15 protein-coding genes are annotated in these 16815 nt (G+C 64.8%); 6 read left to right on the forward strand and 9 right to left on the reverse strand.

Annotated features, from left to right (window positions below):
* The first annotated feature begins 223 nt into the window (after window positions 1-223).
* Both OO12_RS12630 and OO12_RS12635 read left to right on the forward strand, forming a co-directional pair.
* Window positions 224-1519, forward strand: coding sequence for an Hsp70 family protein (locus OO12_RS12630; RefSeq protein ID WP_034159022.1), 1296 nt, complete (start codon window positions 224-226; stop codon window positions 1517-1519).
* Between the two features lie 107 nt (window positions 1520-1626).
* On the forward strand, window positions 1627-1893 hold the full coding sequence (locus OO12_RS12635) for a hypothetical protein (protein ID WP_152616401.1): 267 nt from the start codon (window positions 1627-1629) through the stop codon (window positions 1891-1893).
* Here the strand turns inward: OO12_RS12635 and OO12_RS12640 are convergent.
* Window positions 1890-3158 carry an esterase-like activity of phytase family protein gene (locus OO12_RS12640; RefSeq protein ID WP_052215819.1) on the reverse strand — a complete coding sequence of 423 codons (1269 nt, stop codon included), beginning with the start codon at window positions 3156-3158 and terminating at the stop codon, window positions 1890-1892. The genes OO12_RS12635 and OO12_RS12640 overlap by 4 nt on opposite strands.
* Before the next feature lie 253 nt (window positions 3159-3411).
* Between OO12_RS12640 and OO12_RS12645 the strand changes: the two genes are divergently transcribed.
* A complete protein-coding gene (locus OO12_RS12645; protein ID WP_034159024.1) occupies window positions 3412-3636 on the forward strand; it encodes a hypothetical protein in 225 nt (74 codons plus the stop codon).
* On the opposite strand, the gene paoC is transcribed toward OO12_RS12645, so the two are convergent.
* Genes paoC through paoA form a run of 3 tightly spaced genes read right to left on the reverse strand, consistent with a single transcriptional unit; the run spans window position 3627 to window position 7429 of the window.
* Window positions 3627-5834 (reverse strand): aldehyde oxidoreductase molybdenum-binding subunit PaoC, encoded by a 2208-nt coding sequence (gene paoC, locus OO12_RS12650; protein ID WP_034159025.1) that lies wholly within the window; start codon window positions 5832-5834, stop codon window positions 3627-3629. The genes OO12_RS12645 and paoC overlap by 10 nt on opposite strands.
* Window positions 5835-5837: 3 nt before the next feature.
* On the reverse strand, window positions 5838-6788 hold the full coding sequence (locus tag OO12_RS12655) for an FAD binding domain-containing protein (RefSeq protein WP_034159026.1): 951 nt from the start codon (window positions 6786-6788) through the stop codon (window positions 5838-5840).
* Window positions 6785-7429, reverse strand: coding sequence for an aldehyde dehydrogenase iron-sulfur subunit PaoA (paoA, locus tag OO12_RS12660; protein WP_034159027.1), 645 nt, complete (start codon window positions 7427-7429; stop codon window positions 6785-6787). Before paoA ends, OO12_RS12655 begins: the two co-directional genes overlap by 4 nt.
* Window positions 7430-7969: 540 nt before the next feature.
* On the opposite strand from paoA, the gene OO12_RS12665 reads away from it, so the two are divergent.
* Together OO12_RS12665 and OO12_RS12670 are read left to right on the forward strand one after the other, a co-directional pair.
* Window positions 7970-8914, forward strand: coding sequence for a hypothetical protein (locus OO12_RS12665; protein ID WP_034159028.1), 945 nt, complete (start codon window positions 7970-7972; stop codon window positions 8912-8914).
* Between the two features lie 248 nt (window positions 8915-9162).
* Window positions 9163-10674 carry a serine hydrolase domain-containing protein gene (locus OO12_RS12670; RefSeq protein ID WP_052215820.1) on the forward strand — a complete coding sequence of 504 codons (1512 nt, stop codon included), beginning with the start codon at window positions 9163-9165 and terminating at the stop codon, window positions 10672-10674.
* 38 nt (window positions 10675-10712) lie between these two features.
* Here the strand turns inward: OO12_RS12670 and OO12_RS12675 are convergent, their stop codons facing one another.
* Window positions 10713-11186 carry a hypothetical protein gene (locus OO12_RS12675; protein WP_034159029.1) on the reverse strand — a complete coding sequence of 158 codons (474 nt, stop codon included), beginning with the start codon at window positions 11184-11186 and terminating at the stop codon, window positions 10713-10715.
* A 229-nt stretch (window positions 11187-11415) separates the two neighbouring features.
* On the opposite strand from OO12_RS12675, the gene OO12_RS12680 reads away from it, so the two are divergent.
* Window positions 11416-13710 (forward strand): penicillin acylase family protein, encoded by a 2295-nt coding sequence (locus tag OO12_RS12680; RefSeq protein ID WP_034159030.1) that lies wholly within the window; start codon window positions 11416-11418, stop codon window positions 13708-13710.
* Between the two features lie 51 nt (window positions 13711-13761).
* On the opposite strand, the gene OO12_RS12685 is transcribed toward OO12_RS12680, so the two are convergent.
* The 4 genes from OO12_RS12685 to OO12_RS12700 form a co-directional block, all read right to left on the reverse strand.
* Window positions 13762-14271: a hypothetical protein gene (locus OO12_RS12685; protein WP_235364773.1), complete on the reverse strand. Its 510-nt coding sequence runs from the start codon at window positions 14269-14271 to the stop codon at window positions 13762-13764.
* Window positions 14272-14367: 96 nt separating this feature from the next.
* Complete coding sequence (locus OO12_RS12690) at window positions 14368-15657, reverse strand: NAD(P)/FAD-dependent oxidoreductase (RefSeq protein ID WP_052215821.1); 1290 nt, start codon at window positions 15655-15657, stop codon at window positions 14368-14370.
* Window positions 15658-15737: 80 nt separating this feature from the next.
* Complete coding sequence (locus OO12_RS28565) at window positions 15738-15923, reverse strand: hypothetical protein (protein WP_034159032.1); 186 nt, start codon at window positions 15921-15923, stop codon at window positions 15738-15740.
* A 176-nt stretch (window positions 15924-16099) separates the two neighbouring features.
* Window positions 16100-16498, reverse strand: a complete 399-nt coding sequence (locus tag OO12_RS12700; protein WP_034159033.1) for a RidA family protein — start codon at window positions 16496-16498, stop codon at window positions 16100-16102.
* Between the last annotated feature and the right edge of the window lie 317 nt (window positions 16499-16815).

Raw genomic sequence — 16815 nt, forward strand, 5'->3', positions numbered from 1 at the left:
GTTCGCGCTGAGCTTGTCGAAGGCCTGTTCTTCTTTCGGCGGACGTTAAGAAAGACTGGGCTTCGACAAGCTCAGCTCGAGCGGCGTTGAGCCGGTTTGCGCCTAGCATTTTCGCTTTGGCGGGGCCGGCACGAAATTCCCGGCTTGCCCTTCGCGCCGACCCGGCGCAAAGGCACCGGCCCGCCGGACCCGAGTCCCGCGCAAAAACCCAGAGAGACGTGTCATGCAGACCCAAGGCCCCGTGCTCGGGCTCGATTTTGGCACGACCAACAGCGTTGCCGCGCTCGGCGCTGCCGGCGCGCCGCCCGAACTGATCGATTTCGACGCGCCCGATGGCCGGGACGCGGTGTTCCGTTCCGCCCTGTGTTTCTGGCACGACGATGCGGTGCGCGGCGGGATCGCATCTGAGGCGGGCCCATGGGCGATCGCCGAATATCTCGAATATCCGCAGGACAGCCGCTTCGTGCAGTCGTTCAAATCGGTTGCGGCGAGTGCGAGCTTCGAAACGGCCTCGATCTTCGAGCGGCGCCTGCGCTTCGAGGATCTCGGGCGGCTGTTCCTCGACAAGATGCGCGCACGCAGCGGCGGGCGGATGACCGCCGAGCCGAGACGCGTCGTGGTTGGTCGGCCGGTCGAATATGCCGGCAGCCGGCCTGACGCGGCGCTCGCGCGGACGCGCTATGACGCGATGTTCGCCGGGGTCGGGGCGGAGATCCATTATGTCTATGAACCGGTCGGCGCGGCGTACAGCTTCGCATCGCGGCTGACCGAGCCGGCGACGGTGCTGGTCGCCGATTTCGGCGGCGGCACCAGCGACTTCTCGGTCGTGCGCATTACCGCGCCCGGCGCCGCGCGGCGCTGCGAGCCGCTGGGCCATGCCGGTATCGGCATCGCCGGCGACCGGTTCGATTACCGCATCATCGACCGGCTGGTGCTGCCGATGCTCGGCAAGGGCAGCAGCTATCGTTCGTTCGGCAAGCAGTTGGAAATCCCGCGCGGCTATTTCGCCGATTTCGCCGACTGGTCGCGGCTGGCGCTGATGCGCAACCGCAAGACCATGGCGGAGCTCGAGCAATTGCGCCGCACCGCGATCGACCCCGACGCGATCGGCCGAATGATCGCGGTGATCGAGCAGGAGCTGGGCTATCCGCTCTACGATGCGGTCGGGCGGCTGAAGCGGGCGCTGTCGAGCGGCGATCAGGCGCATTTCCATTTCGCCGGTGCGGGCCTGACGATCGAGGCCGATGTGACGCGTGCGGAGTTCGAGACCTGGATCGCCGAGGACATTGTACGGATCGACCAGACGGTGGATCGCGCATTGGCGGTGGCCGGGGTGACGGCGGCGCAAGTCGACCGCGTGTTCCTGACCGGTGGCACTTCGCTCACGCCCCGCGTGCGGGCGATCTTCGAGCAGCGCTTCGGCGAGGACGCGATCGCGTCGGGTGGCGAACTTACGTCGATCGCGCATGGTCTGGCGCTGATCGGGCAGGAGGATGATCTGGCGGCCTGGTCGGTTTAGTGCGAGCACCGGCTGCGCTCTTCCAGATAGCCATTGTTGATCTGCTGGTACGCGAATGGACTTGGCTCCGGGGCGATCCGATCGGCCTGGTACTTGCGGAGGCGTCGATGATCTGGATGCTGGACGCGGTACTGCTGGTACAGGTGTTGCTCGATACGCGGCTCGGCGAGAAATATGTCTTGGCCAAGGTCCGAAAGACCCTCTTCGGCCTGACAGGTATTGCCTGCATCGTGATAGCGATCCTGTGGCTGCTCGGATATGCGGATCAGCATTTCGACCCTGCAGCCTATCTCGTGATGGCCGGTCTTTTGGTGATTTCGAGCTTGAAGTCTCTCTATCCTTCGATTGGCAGGGGATCGCGCCACCAAAGCTAAATCGATCCGGCTGATATTGAATCGACGGGTAAATCCGCTGCCAACTCCACCCGCCAGAACCGTGTCCGCACGCCTTCCATACCAAAGTCGTTGTCGTTGACCAGCAGCAGCGTCTTTGCCGACAGGACGATCAACCCTTCAAGGTCCGCATCGATCTCGGGCAGATCGTCCGTGTCGAGGATCAACGTCTTGGCCAGGGCCAGGTCACCGATCAGGCCATCGGCGCTGCGCTGTTCGAGTGTGGGGCGGGTCGCGTCGTCGAGCTGTTCGGGGGCGGTTTCGTGCGCTCGATCGAGCTGGACGGCGTAGAGCTTCGTCGTCGCGGAGCCGCGTTCGAGGATCAGCAGGCGGTCGGGCGCGAGCAGGACAAGTTCGCTGATCTTGAGATCGGACCAATCCACCTTGCCCAGCGAGCAGTCACGGCGGAAGGTCTCGGGCGGATCGAAGGGATAGAGATATTGCGCGGCGATCGCGCCGGTCGCCGTGTCCATCTTCCAGATGCGGACGTGCCTTGCCCTGTGATGAGCTTCGGCGTCGGGGTGGGCGAGCGGGCTCTGAAAAGCGAAATAGAGCCAGGCACCGTCGTCCGACAGTGCCAGTGCCTCGATGCCGCGGTTGATCTGGCGGCGTGCGGCGATCGCGGGAAGCGCGCCGATCACCGGATAGTCGGCGCCGGCGAACAGCGCTTCAGTGCCGCTCGGCACCCAGCGTGCGAAGACCGTGCCGTCGGCTGCGACACGCAGCAGCGAGGGGCCATATTCGTCGCCGACCCAGAAGCTGCCGTCCGCTGCGGCGGCCACGCCCTCGGTATCGGCGCCAGACGGGTCGGGGGTAAGGATCGTGCCGTCGAGCGCGATCGCCGGTTCGCTGACGCTGGTCGCCCCGCCGGGCGTGGGAAGGCCGGATAGCGCTGCGCCGCTGCCGCCGCGCAGGGGCAGCGTACGGAGCAGCGTGATCGCGTCGCCTTCGATCCGCAGTTCCGACAAAGCTGGGCCAATATCGGGGCGTGGCATGACCTTGGCGCCCTCGGTATCGGCATGGCGTGCGACGGCGGTGAGCCCATAGATCTTGACCGCCGGCCCGACCTTGAGATTGGGACCGCGGTCGCCGATCGCCCAGAAAATGCCGGGCGCGTCGCCGGCCCGGCGGGCGAGACCCGAGCCGATGCCGCGCGTGATGGTCAGCGTGTCGGCGGGGAGGTCGAGCGTCGCGATCACCGCATCGGTGTATGCGAGCGGGGTAATATGGGGACGGGTGTCGATCATCGCGGTCGTGTTACCAAATTTTGCCGTTCGCCCTGAGCTTGTCGAAGGGCCGCTCTTCTTCGCTGCCGTGTGAGAAGAAGAACGGTGCTTCGACAAGCTCAGCACAAACGGGGGGAGGAAGTCGCCCAATTCGATGCCATCCTAGATGTCATGGGATCGCCGGCAACTTGAATCAGGCTGGTCGCGGATGGCGAGTGGAAAATCGTAGGAATGACGTATTGCGCATGGCAACCAATGCTGTCTTACTCATGCCATGCTCGATGCCATTCGCCCCTGGCTCAACCTTCTTACCGGCGCTTTCTGTCTTGCGCTGCTGGCGCCGTTCAAACTCGGCCGGTGGTGGCAAGCGCCGTTTGGGCGGCGGGAAAATCCCTGGGCATTCTGGTTCATGCTGAGCTGGGGCGGCGTGTTGATAGCCGAGGGCGCCTATCAGTTGTGGCCGCTGATCCGGGTCTGGTCGAGCCAGCTTTACACATAAGGCGGCAATTTCCCGATCACCTTGTCGAGCGTGATCGGATAGTCGCGCACCCGCACGCCGCAGGCATTATAGGCCGCGTTGGCGATCGCCGCCGCGACGCCGCAAATGCCGAGTTCGCCAACGCCCTTGGCCTTCATCGGTGAGGATTTGTCGTCGACCTCATCCATGAAGAACACGTCCTGGTGCGGGATGTCGGCATGGACTGGTACCTCATACCCGGCAAGGTCGTGATTGACGAAATAGCCAAAACGCGGATCGACCACGGCTTCCTCCATCAGCGCAGCCCCCGCACCCATGGTCATTGCGCCGATCACCTGACTGCGCGCTGATTTGGGGTTGAGGATGCGCCCGGCGGCGAACGCGCCGCTCATCCGGCGGATGCGGATTTCACCGGTCGCGCGGTCGACCCCGACCTCCGCGAAATGCGCGCCGAAGGTTGCCTGGGCATAGGTCTTGGCAAGGTCGCCGAACTCGATCGAATCCTCCGCCGACAGGCCGGCATCGCCCGCCGCCTCGGCCAGCGACACGCTGCGCTTGCCCGACTTGACCTTGCCGTCGGCGAAGATCGCGGTGTCGGCATCCATGCCGAGCTTGCGCACGACCGCGTTGCGCAGCGCATGGCACGCGGCATAGACGCCGGCGGTCGAGCTGTTGGCGCCCCATTGCCCGCCTGAGCCGGCCGAGACCGGGAAACTGGAATCGCCGAGCAGCACGACGACCTTGTCGATCGGCACGCCCATCATCTCCGCCGCGGTCTGGGCGATGATCGTGTAGCTGCCGGTGCCGATATCGGTCATGTCGGTCGCGACGGTGACCACGCCCTTCCTGTCGATGCCGACCCGCGCGCCCGATGTGGTGGTCAGGTTGCCGCGAAACGCCGCCGCCATGCCCATGCCGACCAGCCAGCGACCATCGGTGACCTGGGCGGGCTTCGGGTTGCGCTTGTCCCAACCAAAGCGCTCGGCACCGGTGCGCAGGCAACCGATCAGATTGCGGTGCGAATAGGGGATATTGGGGTTTTCCGGATCGACCTGGGTATCGTTGAGGATGCGGAACTCGACCGGATCGAGCGCGAGCTTCTCGGCCATCTCATCCATCGCGATTTCCAGCGCCATCAGCCCGGGCGCTTCGCCCGGCGCGCGCATCGCATTGCCTTCGGGCAGATTGAGCACGGCGAGCCGTGTCGCGGTCATGCGGTTGGCACCGGCATAAAGCAGACGCGTCTGGTTGGCCGCCGTCTCGGCCCCGCCGCCGGGCAAGTCGCCCGACCAGCTTTCATGGCCGATCGCGGTAATCTTTCCCTTGCGGGTCGCACCGATGCGGATGCGCTGGATCGTTGCCGGACGGTGGGTGGTGTTGTTGAACATCTGCGGCCGGGCGAGGGCGAGCTTGACCGGCCGCCCCGCCGCGCGTGCGCCAAGCGCGGCGAGCACCGCGTCGCTCCTGATCCACAGTTTCGAGCCGAAGCCGCCGCCGATGAACGGCGACATGACGTGGATATCCTCTTTCGGGATCAGCAACGTCTCGCTGAGATCGCGCACGGCCCAGGCGATCATCTGGTTCGAGGTCCACAAAGTCAGCTTGTTGCCCTCCCACGCCGCGATGCTCGCATGCGGCTCCATCGAGCTGTGGCACTGGTCGGGTGTGGTATAGGTCGCGTCGAGCTTGACCGGCGCTTTGGCGAACGCGCCCGGGAAGTCACCGACCGCGGTATCGGCGGAGCCGCCCCAACCGTCCTTGGGCTTGATCGCCGACGCTTTCGCCTCGGCGAGATCATATGCGCCGTTGCCGCGCGCATAATCGACCCGCACCAGCTTTGCAGCCGCGCGTGCCTGTTCGAAGCTTTCCGCGACAACCACGGCGATCGCCTGGTCGTAATGTTCGACCAATGGCCCGCCAAGCAGATGCGCGGTGATCGCCCCAGCCTTGCCGAGCTTGCCGGCATTCTCATGCGTGACCACCGCCAGCACGCCGGGCGCGGCAAGCGCCTCGGCGGTGTCGATACGGGTGATGCGCCCGGTCGCGATCGCGGCACCGACGATGAAGCCATAGGCCTGGTTGGGCACGACATCGTGGCGTTCATAGGCATAGGGCGCGCGGCCGCTGGTCTTCAGCGGACCGTCGATACGATCATGGGGCCGACCGATGACTTTGAGCTGGTCAATCGGGTTGGTCGTGGCGGGGGGGTCGAATTTCATGGCTCAGCCTCTCGCTTCGGCGAACACTGCGCTGAGCGTCCGCTCGACCAGCGGCAGCTTGAACGCGTTTTGCGGCGTGGTGCGCGCACCGGCCAGCACGTGCGCGGCGGTGGTCTTCGCGCCCGTCGGCATGCTCGCTTCGGCCGCCTCGACCCGCCACGGCTTGTGCGCGAGGCCGCCAAAGGCGAGCCGACCGCCGCCGTCGGGCCCGATCACCGCCGCGACCGAGATCAGCGCGAAAGCGTAGGAGGAACGGTCGCGTACCTTGTGATAGGCATGGGTGCCGCCAAGCGGCTTGGGCAAGCTGACGGCGGTGATCAGTTCGCCGGGCAAAAGCGCGGTTTCAATGTCGGGGGTCGATCCGGGCAAGTGGTGGAAGTCGGCGATCGGAATGATGCGCGTGACGCCATCGGGGCGAACCGTCTCGATCTGCGCGTCGAGCAGCCGCATCGCCACCGCCATGTCGCTGGGGTGCGTGGCGATACACTGGTCGCTCGTGCCGAGCACCGCATGGTTGCGGTTGAACCCGCCGATCGCGGCGCAGCCCGCACCGGGCTGGCGCTTGTTGCACGGCTTGGTGGTGTCGTAGAAATAGGGGCAGCGGGTGCGTTGGAGCAGATTCCCGGCGGTGGTCGCCTTGTTGCGCAACTGGCCCGATGCCCCGGCGAGCAATGCGCGTGACAGCACGCCATAATCCTTGCGTACGCGCATATCGGCGGCAAGATCGGTATTGCGAACCAGTGCGCCGATGCGCAGCCCGCCATCCGGTGTCGGCTCGATCGTATCGAGCTTCAGCCGGTTGACGTCGACCAGATGCTGTGGGGTTTCGATCTGCAGCTTCATCAGGTCGAGCAAATTGGTGCCGCCAGCGATGAATTTCGCGCCGGGCGTGCGTAGCACCATCGCCGCCGCTTCGGCCGGTGTGGCGGCGCGTTCATAGGTGAAGGTTTTCATGCTTTCGCTCCCGCGACTTCCTGCATGGCTTCGATGATGTTCGAATAGGCGCCGCAGCGGCAGATATTGCCGCTCATCCGCTCGCGCATCTCGTGCGCGGTCATTTGCGGCGCGGCGGTGATGTCGCCGCTGACATGGCTGGGAATACCGTCGCGGATTTCCTTCAGCACCGACACCGCCGAGCAGATCTGGCCCGGCGTGCAATAGCCGCACTGGAAACCGTCATGCACGACGAACGCGGCCTGCATCGGGTGCAGGTCGCCGGGGTGGCCCAGACCTTCGATCGTGGTGATCTCATCGCCGTCATGCATCACCGCCAGCGTCAGGCAACTGTTGATCCGCCGCCCCTCGACGATCACCGTGCAGGCACCGCACTGGCCATGATCGCAGCCCTTCTTGGTGCCGGTCAGCTGCCAATGCTCGCGCAGCGCATCAAGCAGGGTGGTGCGCGTGTCGAGATCGAGCGCGCCGGTCTTGCCGTTGACCTTGAGCGTCACGCTCATGGTCGGCGGCGGCGCGGCGGGAGACGGGGGCGCCGTCTTGGCCAGCGCGGCGGCAGGTGCGGAAGCGACCGCGACGCCGGCCACGCCGGTGGTGAGGATGCCGCGGCGAGTCATTTCAAAATCCTGGGGATCGGACATGAGCGATACCGGCCTTTCGTCCTGAAGGGCGCGAGGCCGCGCCCGGTATAAGTGCGCATCATGCTCCAACGCAGTGCCGATGTGAACGATCCCGTTGCGGATATCCGGCAATTTCTGAAGATTCGGACGGGCGGGTGCGATGCTGTTTTCTGCGCTGTTTTCTGCTGATCGCCGGATTTTATTTTTTCATTGCTGTTATGTTGGATTTTCGGGTTGAAAATACGATGTTGTTTCAATGTTTTATGAGGTCGAAATGCTGTTATCGCATAACAGCAAGGAACAGCACGCATAACAGCAGGCAATGCGGCGGGAACAGCAGCCGGTCGATTCAACCCCAGCGGGGAAGCTGATCTAGGATTGGAGGCGGGCGCCATGACGGGTGCGGTGGCACGGTCAGGCGGGGATTAGAATCGGATGGGCTGGCCGGGCGATCGCCACATTCGGAACGTCGCTTGTTCGAGCCGCCGCCGATATCGCATTGCCGCCGCCACCCTCGTCATTCATTAGTCCATGACAAGGCATGATTGGGGGAACGATGGGATGGCATTGAACGCCGCGGGTAGGGGCTTGCTCTTTTCCTTGATCCTCATGCTCGCGAGCGGCAGTGTCGTCGGGCAAGAACCGGCCCGGCGGATCGACAAGGCTGCTGTCGCCAGGCTGATGGCGCGCGCGGTGCAGGCCGGCCGTGCGACAGCCGCTGCCGCTTCGGTCGACAGTCGGCTCGGGCCGGACGACAAGCGAGACGCACAGGGTCGCTTTGCGCTCATTCTGCTTCGCTCCGGCAACTGCCCGGCGGCGGCGACATTCATCGGTCAGCACGAAGAGGTCAAGGCCGCGAGCATAAGGGTTGTGATGAGCGGTGCGCTCTCAAGCCGGAATCGACCGTGCGCGAACGATCTGGCGGCGTTGATGCTCGAACGATGGGATGACCGATATTATACCCCGCCCGGTCGCATTGGCGCGCGGTTTGTCGCGGCAGCGGTTCTGGATGCCGCCGGAAGGCCCGACGCCTGGGGCATTATGCGAGCTGCCGAAGCGGAATTGTTGCAGTTTCCAGACCATTCCGCGTTGTGGAACGACCGTTTCGATGCGCTGTCGGCTTATGAACCCGGAACGACACACACCCGCTATCTCGAATATCTCGCTGATCGAATGCTCTCTGAAACGCAGGCCCCGACCGATTCCATGAAGCGGGGTCTGTTTGCGCTTTTTGCCTTTTACGACCGATGCGATCTGGTCGCACGGGTTATGCGCAAGGGCGCGCATAGCTGTGATGAAGCACAGGCAAATGCCGAGGCCCTGTATCGCAAGCCTTCGGCTGCCGGTGCTAACCAGCTTCGGAGGATAGCCGATGCGATCGCTGAGGCTCCCCGCCCGGAGGAAGAGAGCCTGACGGCCGCTCTCGGGACTCCCGATGCAATCGTTCGATTGTTGCGATTGACTCTGCTGGTGACCAGCTGTCGCGCTGCATTGGACGCCCAATAGCGTTTCGGAGCGCGCCTCGTCTTCCGGGCATCCGCTTTCGGAAATGACTGGTCCTGGCCAATTCGGTTCAACCCTTGCCGCGCTCTTACGCGACCGCTTCCCGAGCCAAGGTTGACGAAGCGCACCGTGCCGGACAAAGTCTTCGTTGCGCTCAAGGCCCACAAAGGGTCGAGGGAGTTGGCTAGGGCACCGGGCCGACGTCGCAGGATTTACAGGGCGGGCGCTGCCAGCTGATTGTTGGATTCGCCATGCCCCTGATCGAACGACGCGCCCTGCTTGCCGGTGGCCTCGGACTGCCATTGTTCGCCGCCAGCTCTTTTGCCGCGACCGACACGTCGCAAAGGTCCACCATCTCCAGGCTCAGGCTGCGGCCGACGATCCATACCGGTGCGGAGGGCTGGTCGCTTGCCGAGCGGATGACGCATCATGGTGTGCCGGGTGTGGCCATTGCGATTCTGCGCGCAGGCCGGGTGGAAAGCGCACAGGGGTTCGGCATGCGGATCGCCGGCCGATCGCGGCCGGTCGGGGCGGATACCTTGTTCTCGGTCGGATCGGTCAGCAAGGTCGCGACCGCCGCGCTGTGCCTCAGGCTCGTGTCGCTCGGGCTGCTCGATCTCGACCGGGATATCGGCCGCTGGTTGAAGCAATGGCGCGTTCCCGCGGGGCCGACGGGTGACGACAGCGCCATCACCCTGCGGATGCTGCTCTCGCACACTGGCGGGTTCAATGTGCATGGGTTCGAAGACCTTGCACCCGGCGCGCCACTGCCGACGCTGGTCCAGACGCTTGCAGGGACAGCGCCGGCGTTGAACAAGCCACTCGCCCGGATCGATCCGGCGGGAACGCGATCACGCTATTCGGGCGGTGGCTATATGATCGTGCAAGCTGTCATCGAGGACACGACCGGGGAACCGTTCGCCGCGATGGCGCAGCGGCATGTGTTCGCGCCGCTCGGCATGACGCGAAGTCGGTTCGATTCGGCCCCGACCACGACCATTGCCGATATCGCGCACGCTCATGACGGGAAGGGTAATCCGGTGGCGCTGCCGCGTGGATGGCAAAGCTTTCCCGAACTCGCGCCGTCGGGCCTCTGGACCTCCGCGGCGGATCTCGCACGGCTCGTCCTGGCGCTCGGTGCGAGCTGCCGGAAACCGGGCGGCTTCCTGCCGCAGGAACTGGCCATCGACATGATGACGCCGGTGTCGCCGGGCTTTTACGGCCTTGGGCCGCGTCTCGCCGGCGTTGGGGCCGCGCGGATATTCCACCATGCCGGGGCGAATGACAGCTACAAGGCCTATATCGAAGGCAATCTCGCCACCGGCGATGGCCTGATCATCGCGACCAATGGCGCTGGCGGCGATCTGCTGGGGGATGAGATCCGCAATGCCGTATCGGATGCCCGGGCATGGCCGGGCGACTGGTCCGTGAAGACCGGCCAGATCGCCATCGGCACGCTGATGGACGGCTATATCGGCACGTATCAGCGGCGCGATCATCAAAGCCCCGACAGTGCCGGCTTTCTTGATACTGGGTTCAGCGCCGGGCATCTGGAGGTGGCTCGCTCGGGCGGTGGCCTGGAACTGGTGGCCGGGGAAAGGCGACGACTCCTGGCGCCGGTCAGCAGCAACGCCTTCGTCATGCCCGACAGCTATATTCCGGCCGGAACCCTGTTGCTCACATTCGATCGCGGCGCTGATGGTTCGGTGCGGAAGTTGACGGTGTCGGGCGGCGGGGGCGTGTTGTTCTTCGACAAGGTTTAGATGATTTTCCGGCGTCGCAAGGGCTGCAAAAGCGCCGATCAGTCGGGGTGCCGTCCATAATGTTGCTCACTCGTCCGGCGTAGATCATCCAGGGTTTTTCCGTCGCCACGACCAATATAGGGCGCGACCGGCGCGGCGTCCGCCGGGCAAAGCTTTGGCATTTGATCAGAGGTAAGCCGCAGTACATTGAAGCTTCCAGCGGTATTGCGTCGAAGCCACCAGGTCCTGAAGCGGGATATCAAATATGTGTGCTGAACGGACAAGACACTGATCGTGCCCTTCCGTGCTTGTCCTTCAAGCACGCGCTTGACCTTCAAATCGAGAAACCATGGCCAGGACATGATGGCGCAGTCATCACAGTCGGGAAATTCGCTCGGTATCTGCTGGACGACACGGGCGTGGACGGCCGCGTCATAACAGTCCTGTGCCGGTACGGAGTCTGCCAGCGCCGGTGGCGTCAACGAGGCGAAGGCGATCAGGGCGGCGCCGATCCCGGCGAGATTGGAAGTCATTGGTGCCTCGCTGGAAGGTCTCAGGGGCAGCTTAGGCTATCAAACGATGTCTGCAATCGACGGTCATCACGCGTTCGGCTGTATCAGCCTGCCAGCGTGATTTGCACACCGAATGATGAAGGCGATTGCCACTCAATCGGGATTATGATAGCTATTGCTACCTAAATAAATAACGACGACGCACCGCGACCAACGATGTCCTTTGCGCGGCAATGGGGGAGGCTGAACGATGCGCAAATGGGTGCTGGTGGCAAGTGTCGCGGGTCTGGCGTGCGGCGGGATGGCGGAGGCGCGCGCGCCGCGTTTCGCGGCGACGGTCGTGCGGACGGCTTATGGCATCCCGCATGTCCGGGCCGCCAATTGGAGCGGCATCGGTTATGGCGTGGGCTATGCCTATGCGCAGGACAATCTGTGCATGATCGCCGAACAATTCGCGACCGTGGCGGGGCAGCGGTCGCTTTATTTCGGTCCGAAAGAAACCACCGCGATGGGCGCGGGGCGGATCGACAATCTCTCCTCCGACATCTTCTTCCGCTCGGTGATCGATTTGCCGGCATTGCGGCGCGGCATGCATGCCCAGGGGCCGGAGGCGACGCAGCTGATTGCCGGGTATATCGCCGGCTATAACCGGTTGCTGCGTGACCTTGGTCCGACGCGGGTGCCGGCGGGGTGTCGCGGCAAACCCTGGGTGCGGCCGATCACGCTTGATGATTCACTGCGCCTCAACGAAGCGGTGATGTCGCTGGCGAGCGCGTTCGCACTGGCGCCGGCAATCGTCGGGGCGGCACCGCCGGGTGCGCCACACGCCATGGCCACGCCGGCTGGTTTCCCCGATCCGCAGCGGACGGCGATCGGCAGCAATGGCTGGGCATTCGGTGGCGATGTGACGCGCGACGGGCGCGGGTTGCTGGTCGGCAACCCGCATTTTCCCTGGAACGGGCCGGGTCGTTTCTGGGAAATGCATGTCACGATCCCGGGCAAGATCGATGTGATGGGCGCGGGGTTGGCGGGCTCGCCGCTGCCGACCCTGGGGTTCAATCACGACATCGCCTGGACGCATACCGTCACCGCCGCGCAGCATTTCACCATATTCCAGATGAAGATCGATCCAGCCGATCCGACCGCTTATCTGATCGACGGCAAGAGCGAGAAGATGGGCCGCAAGACCGTCAGCGTGCCGATGCCGGACGGCGCGGCGCCGGTCGAGCGCACGCTCTACACCACGCGGTTCGGGCCGATGCTGGCGATGCCGGCGGTCGGATTGACCTGGTCCAAGACCCAGGGTTTTTCATTCCGCGACGCGAACAAGGGCAATCAGCGCGCGCTCGGCACCTGGGTGGCGATCGGCCAGGCGCGCAATGCGGGCGACGTGCGGGCGGCGGTCGAACGGACATTGGGCATCCCCTGGGTCAACACCATCGTCGCCGACCGCAATGGCGACATCCTGCACGCCGATGTGACCGCGGCGCCCAATGTCTCGATCGCCAAGGCGAAGGACTGTGCGACGCCGCTGTCCGCGTTCGTGGCGCAGCGCGCCGTGCTGCTCGACGGCACGCGCAGCGCGTGCGACTGGGACAACAGCCCTGGCACGCCGGTCGCCGGCCTGCTGCCGGCCAGCGAGCAGGCGGTGTATGCGCGGCGCGACTATCTCGCCAACAGCAATGACAGCTACTGGCTGAGCAATCCAAAGGCGCCGCATGCGATCCTGTCGCCAGTGCTTGGCCCGGCGGCGACCGAGCGGACCTTGCGCACGCGATCCGGCTTGATCGAGATCGAGCGGCGGTTGAGCGGGACCGACGGCTTTCCGGGGAAACAGCTGGACCGTGATGTCGCCAAGCGGATGGTCTTCGCCAATCACAGCCTGGCCGCCGAGCTGGTGATGGATCCGCTGCTCACATTGTGCCGCGACGGCGCCAAGCCGGACGAGAGGATCGCCGCGGCCTGTACCGCGCTGGGCGGGTGGGACCGCAAGTTCAACCTCGACAGCAAGGGGGCGTATCTGTTTTCGACTTTCTGGCTGGCGGCGCAGAAGATCCCGGGCCTGTGGGCGGTCAAGTTCGACGTTGCCGACCCGGTGCATACGCCACGCGACCTGATCATCACCGGCGAGACCGGCGCCAAATTGACCGCCGCGCTGGCCGCGGCCGCGGCGCAGCTCGGCACGGAAAAGATCGCACTCGATGCGCGCTGGGGCGATGTGCAATTCGCCATGCGCGGGGCCGAACGCATCCCGATCCATGGCGGGGACGGATTGATCGGCGTGCTCAATGTGGCGATCACCAAGCCGGCGCCGGGCGGCGTCGAGCTGGAGCATGGCACAAGCTATGTGCAGATCGTCGGTTTCGATGCGGCGGGCCCGATCGCCGACGCGGTGCTGAGCTATTCGCAATCGACCGATCCCGCCTCGCCCTATTTCGCCGACCAGACGCGGCTTTATTCGGCCAAGGGCTGGCACCGGCTGCCCTTCACCCCGGCGCAGATCGCGGCCGATGGCGGGAACCATCCGATCCGGCTGAGCGAGTAAGGCCGGGATAGCGGTCACGCCCCGGGGTGTGCGGTTTCCGGCAGCGGGCGTTCAGCCGGCGGCGGGTCTATCGCTCGTCATCGACTTCGCCCGACTGTCGCGCCGGATTGCCAGCAGCGCCGCGGTCCACAAGGCCAACGCCGCCGTCAGTCCGGCGATCTCTTCGTTGATCGGCTGGGTGAGCGCAAAGCCGAGCGCCGCCGCACCCAGCAACGCGGCGGCGAGCCCGTAGAAGGGACGGAAAGGTATGGCTGCGGCCATCGGGATGAAATGCAAGCCGACGACGAGCGCCATCGCCGGAAGCAGCCATTCATGATGTCCGAGATTGACCACCAGATTGGCGGCGACGAACAGGCCGACACCCTCGCCGATCGTGCTCCACATGATGACGCGCCCGGCCTGTGTCGACGGCGTCACGCCTTCGCCGGGCCGGCGGATGACGATGGCGGCAGCGGCGGCGATTGCAGCGAAGACCAGAAAAGGAAGCATGAGCGGGACACCGGACCAGCCGAGTCCGATGGCCAGCGTCATTGCCGCAAAGACCGCCCCGAAAAAGCTCATGATGATCGCACCCCAGGCACCCATGATCCGTAACGTCCCTGACCCGGCAAAGCCGATATCCTAAGGCTGCGTGCGAAGCGGGTCCAGATCGACGCGTCAACTCTCGCTGCGCTCGGCCACCGGCAAGTCGGTGAGCAACCGCGCGCCGCGACCATAGGTGAACCAGGCCCAGGACCAGTTGGCATAGACCATCAACCGGCTGCGAAAATCGACCAGCAGCATGAGATGGACCAGCGACCAGGCTAGCCAGGCGATGAAGCCCTTCATCTTCAGCCCGCCGAGCAACGCAATCGCCCGTGACCGGCCGATTACCGCCATCGTGCCCAGGTCGCGGTAGCGAAACGGGCCGGGTGCGCCCTTGCCCGCGATCCGGTCGCTCAGCAGGCGTCCGACATAATGGCCCTGCTGCTTGGCCACCGGCGCCAGCCCGGGCAGCGGCCGGCCAGTCCCGTCGTCGAAACTCGCCACATCACCGATCGCGAATATCTCCGGGCGCCCCGGTATCGAACAGTCAGGCAATACCGTCACGGCGCCGTTGCGGGCCGCCCCCGCGCCGAGCCATTGCGCCGCCGGCCGCGCTTCGGTGCCCGCACACCACAGGATGTTGGTCGTATCGATCCGGCTTTCGCCCAGCATCAATCCTGTCGCGTCGATATCCTTGACCGCCTCGCCCAGCCGGACCTCGATTCCGAGCGTCTCGAGCGCGGCGGCGCTATAGGCGGACAGCGCTTCGGGAAAGGCCGACAGCACGCGGGACCCCGCCTCGCACAGGATGATGCGCGCCAGCCGTGGATCGATGCTGCGGAAATCCCGGGCGAGCGTCATTCGCGCGAGCTCGGCGATCGTGCCGGCCAGCTCCACGCCGGTCGGCCCCGCGCCGACGACGACAAAGGTGAGCAAGCGCCGGATCTCCGCGGGATCGTCCGATCGCTCGGCATGTTCGAACGCGCCAAGCAGCCGAGCCCGGATGCGCAGCGCATCCTCGAGTGTCTTGAGCGTCAGGGCGTGACGCGCCCATGCGTCATGCCCGAAAAAACTATAGGCCGCGCCTGTCGCCAGCACGAGATAGTCGTAAGGCAGGCTCTTGCCGTCGGCGAGCTGGACGTAGCGCTGGTCCGGATCGACACCCGTGACGTCCGCCATCATCACCTTCGCGTTCGCCTGGCGGCGCAGCAACACGCGGCTTGCAGTGGCTATATCGGCCGGCGAAAGCGCCGCGGTTGCGACCTGATAGAGCAGCGGCTGAAACAGATGATGATTGGTGCGGTCGACCAGCATGACGTCGGCGTCGCAGCGCTTGAGCGCCTTGGCCGCGGCCATGCCGCCAAAGCCGGCGCCGATGATGACGATCGTTGGACGTCGACTCTCACGCGGTTCCTGAGACATGGCGGGAGTCTAGCGCCGTTGCGGTGCGATGTCATCGAATTGCTGCGTTGCAGCAGGGTTTTGCGCGGCTTGTCGGCGGGTCAGCGCTTCTCGCTCTTGTCCCAATTGCGTTTCGCCGCGCGCTGGACACCGATTGCTCGCCATTGATCGAATGTCCGGCAAATCATCTTGCGGGTCGGCTTGTCGTACAGGCAGACGACGCGATCGCCGGGAACCGCGGAGGTCGAACCCATGATCTCGCGCGGCGGTTCGGCCGTGCCGGTCACGGGCGGGAGGGCGGAAGACGACCGACCATCTTGTGCCGCATGCGAAGAGCAAGGCAACAGAAGCGCAGCGGAGGCCCAGCAGGCGACAAGGCGACTGTATCGACTCACCCTGGCACATTATCAACTCGCGCGCGTGCCGGATATGGTCGGCGGACAGCCGTGAACACAAACCGGGGTCAGCCGGCCTGGGGTAGGCGCGCGATGACCTTGATTTCGAAATCGAAGCCGGCCAGCCAGGTCACGCCCACCGCGGTCCAGTTGGGGTAAGGCGGATCGCCGATCGCTTTCAATCGCGCGGCGAGGACGGTTTCCAGTTGCGCGGCGGGGTCGGTGTGGAAGGTGGTCACATCGACCACATCGTCGAACGTGCAACCGGCGGCTTCCAGCACGGCCGTGAGATTGTCGAAGGCAAGCTGGACTTGCTTTTCGAACACCGGCTCGGGCGACCCGTCAGCGCGACTGCCGACCTGGCCGGAGACGAACAGCAAGTCGCCTGAGCGGATCGCCGCCGAATAATTGTGCATTTCGTACAGCGCCTGCCGGCCGGCAGGGAAGATCGCATCGCGTTTGGCCATCATGTCGTTCCTGTTCGAGCAGGGCGGGCGAGATCGTCCGGCCGTCGCGACGCTGCTTCACCGGGAGGGTGAGAGACATTCGCTCGGTTTCGGGGCTTCCGGCCCGCTGCGCTTCATTGCTCGGGGCGAGCATTAATATACGCCCCGTATGTCTTCATATCGATACATACGCGGCGTATGTCAATGCACATGCATGGCATATATTTTCGGGAGATGGTCAGATCGGGAAATGGTGTGCTTCAGCGATGGCCTGGCGGTTCGCTAACAGGTTGTTTTCCTATCCAGGATCCTAACGGGCTTCGGCGTGCCGTCACTGC

The organism is Sphingomonas sp. ERG5 (assembly GCF_000803065.1).
Lineage (GTDB): Bacteria > Pseudomonadota > Alphaproteobacteria > Sphingomonadales > Sphingomonadaceae > Sphingomonas.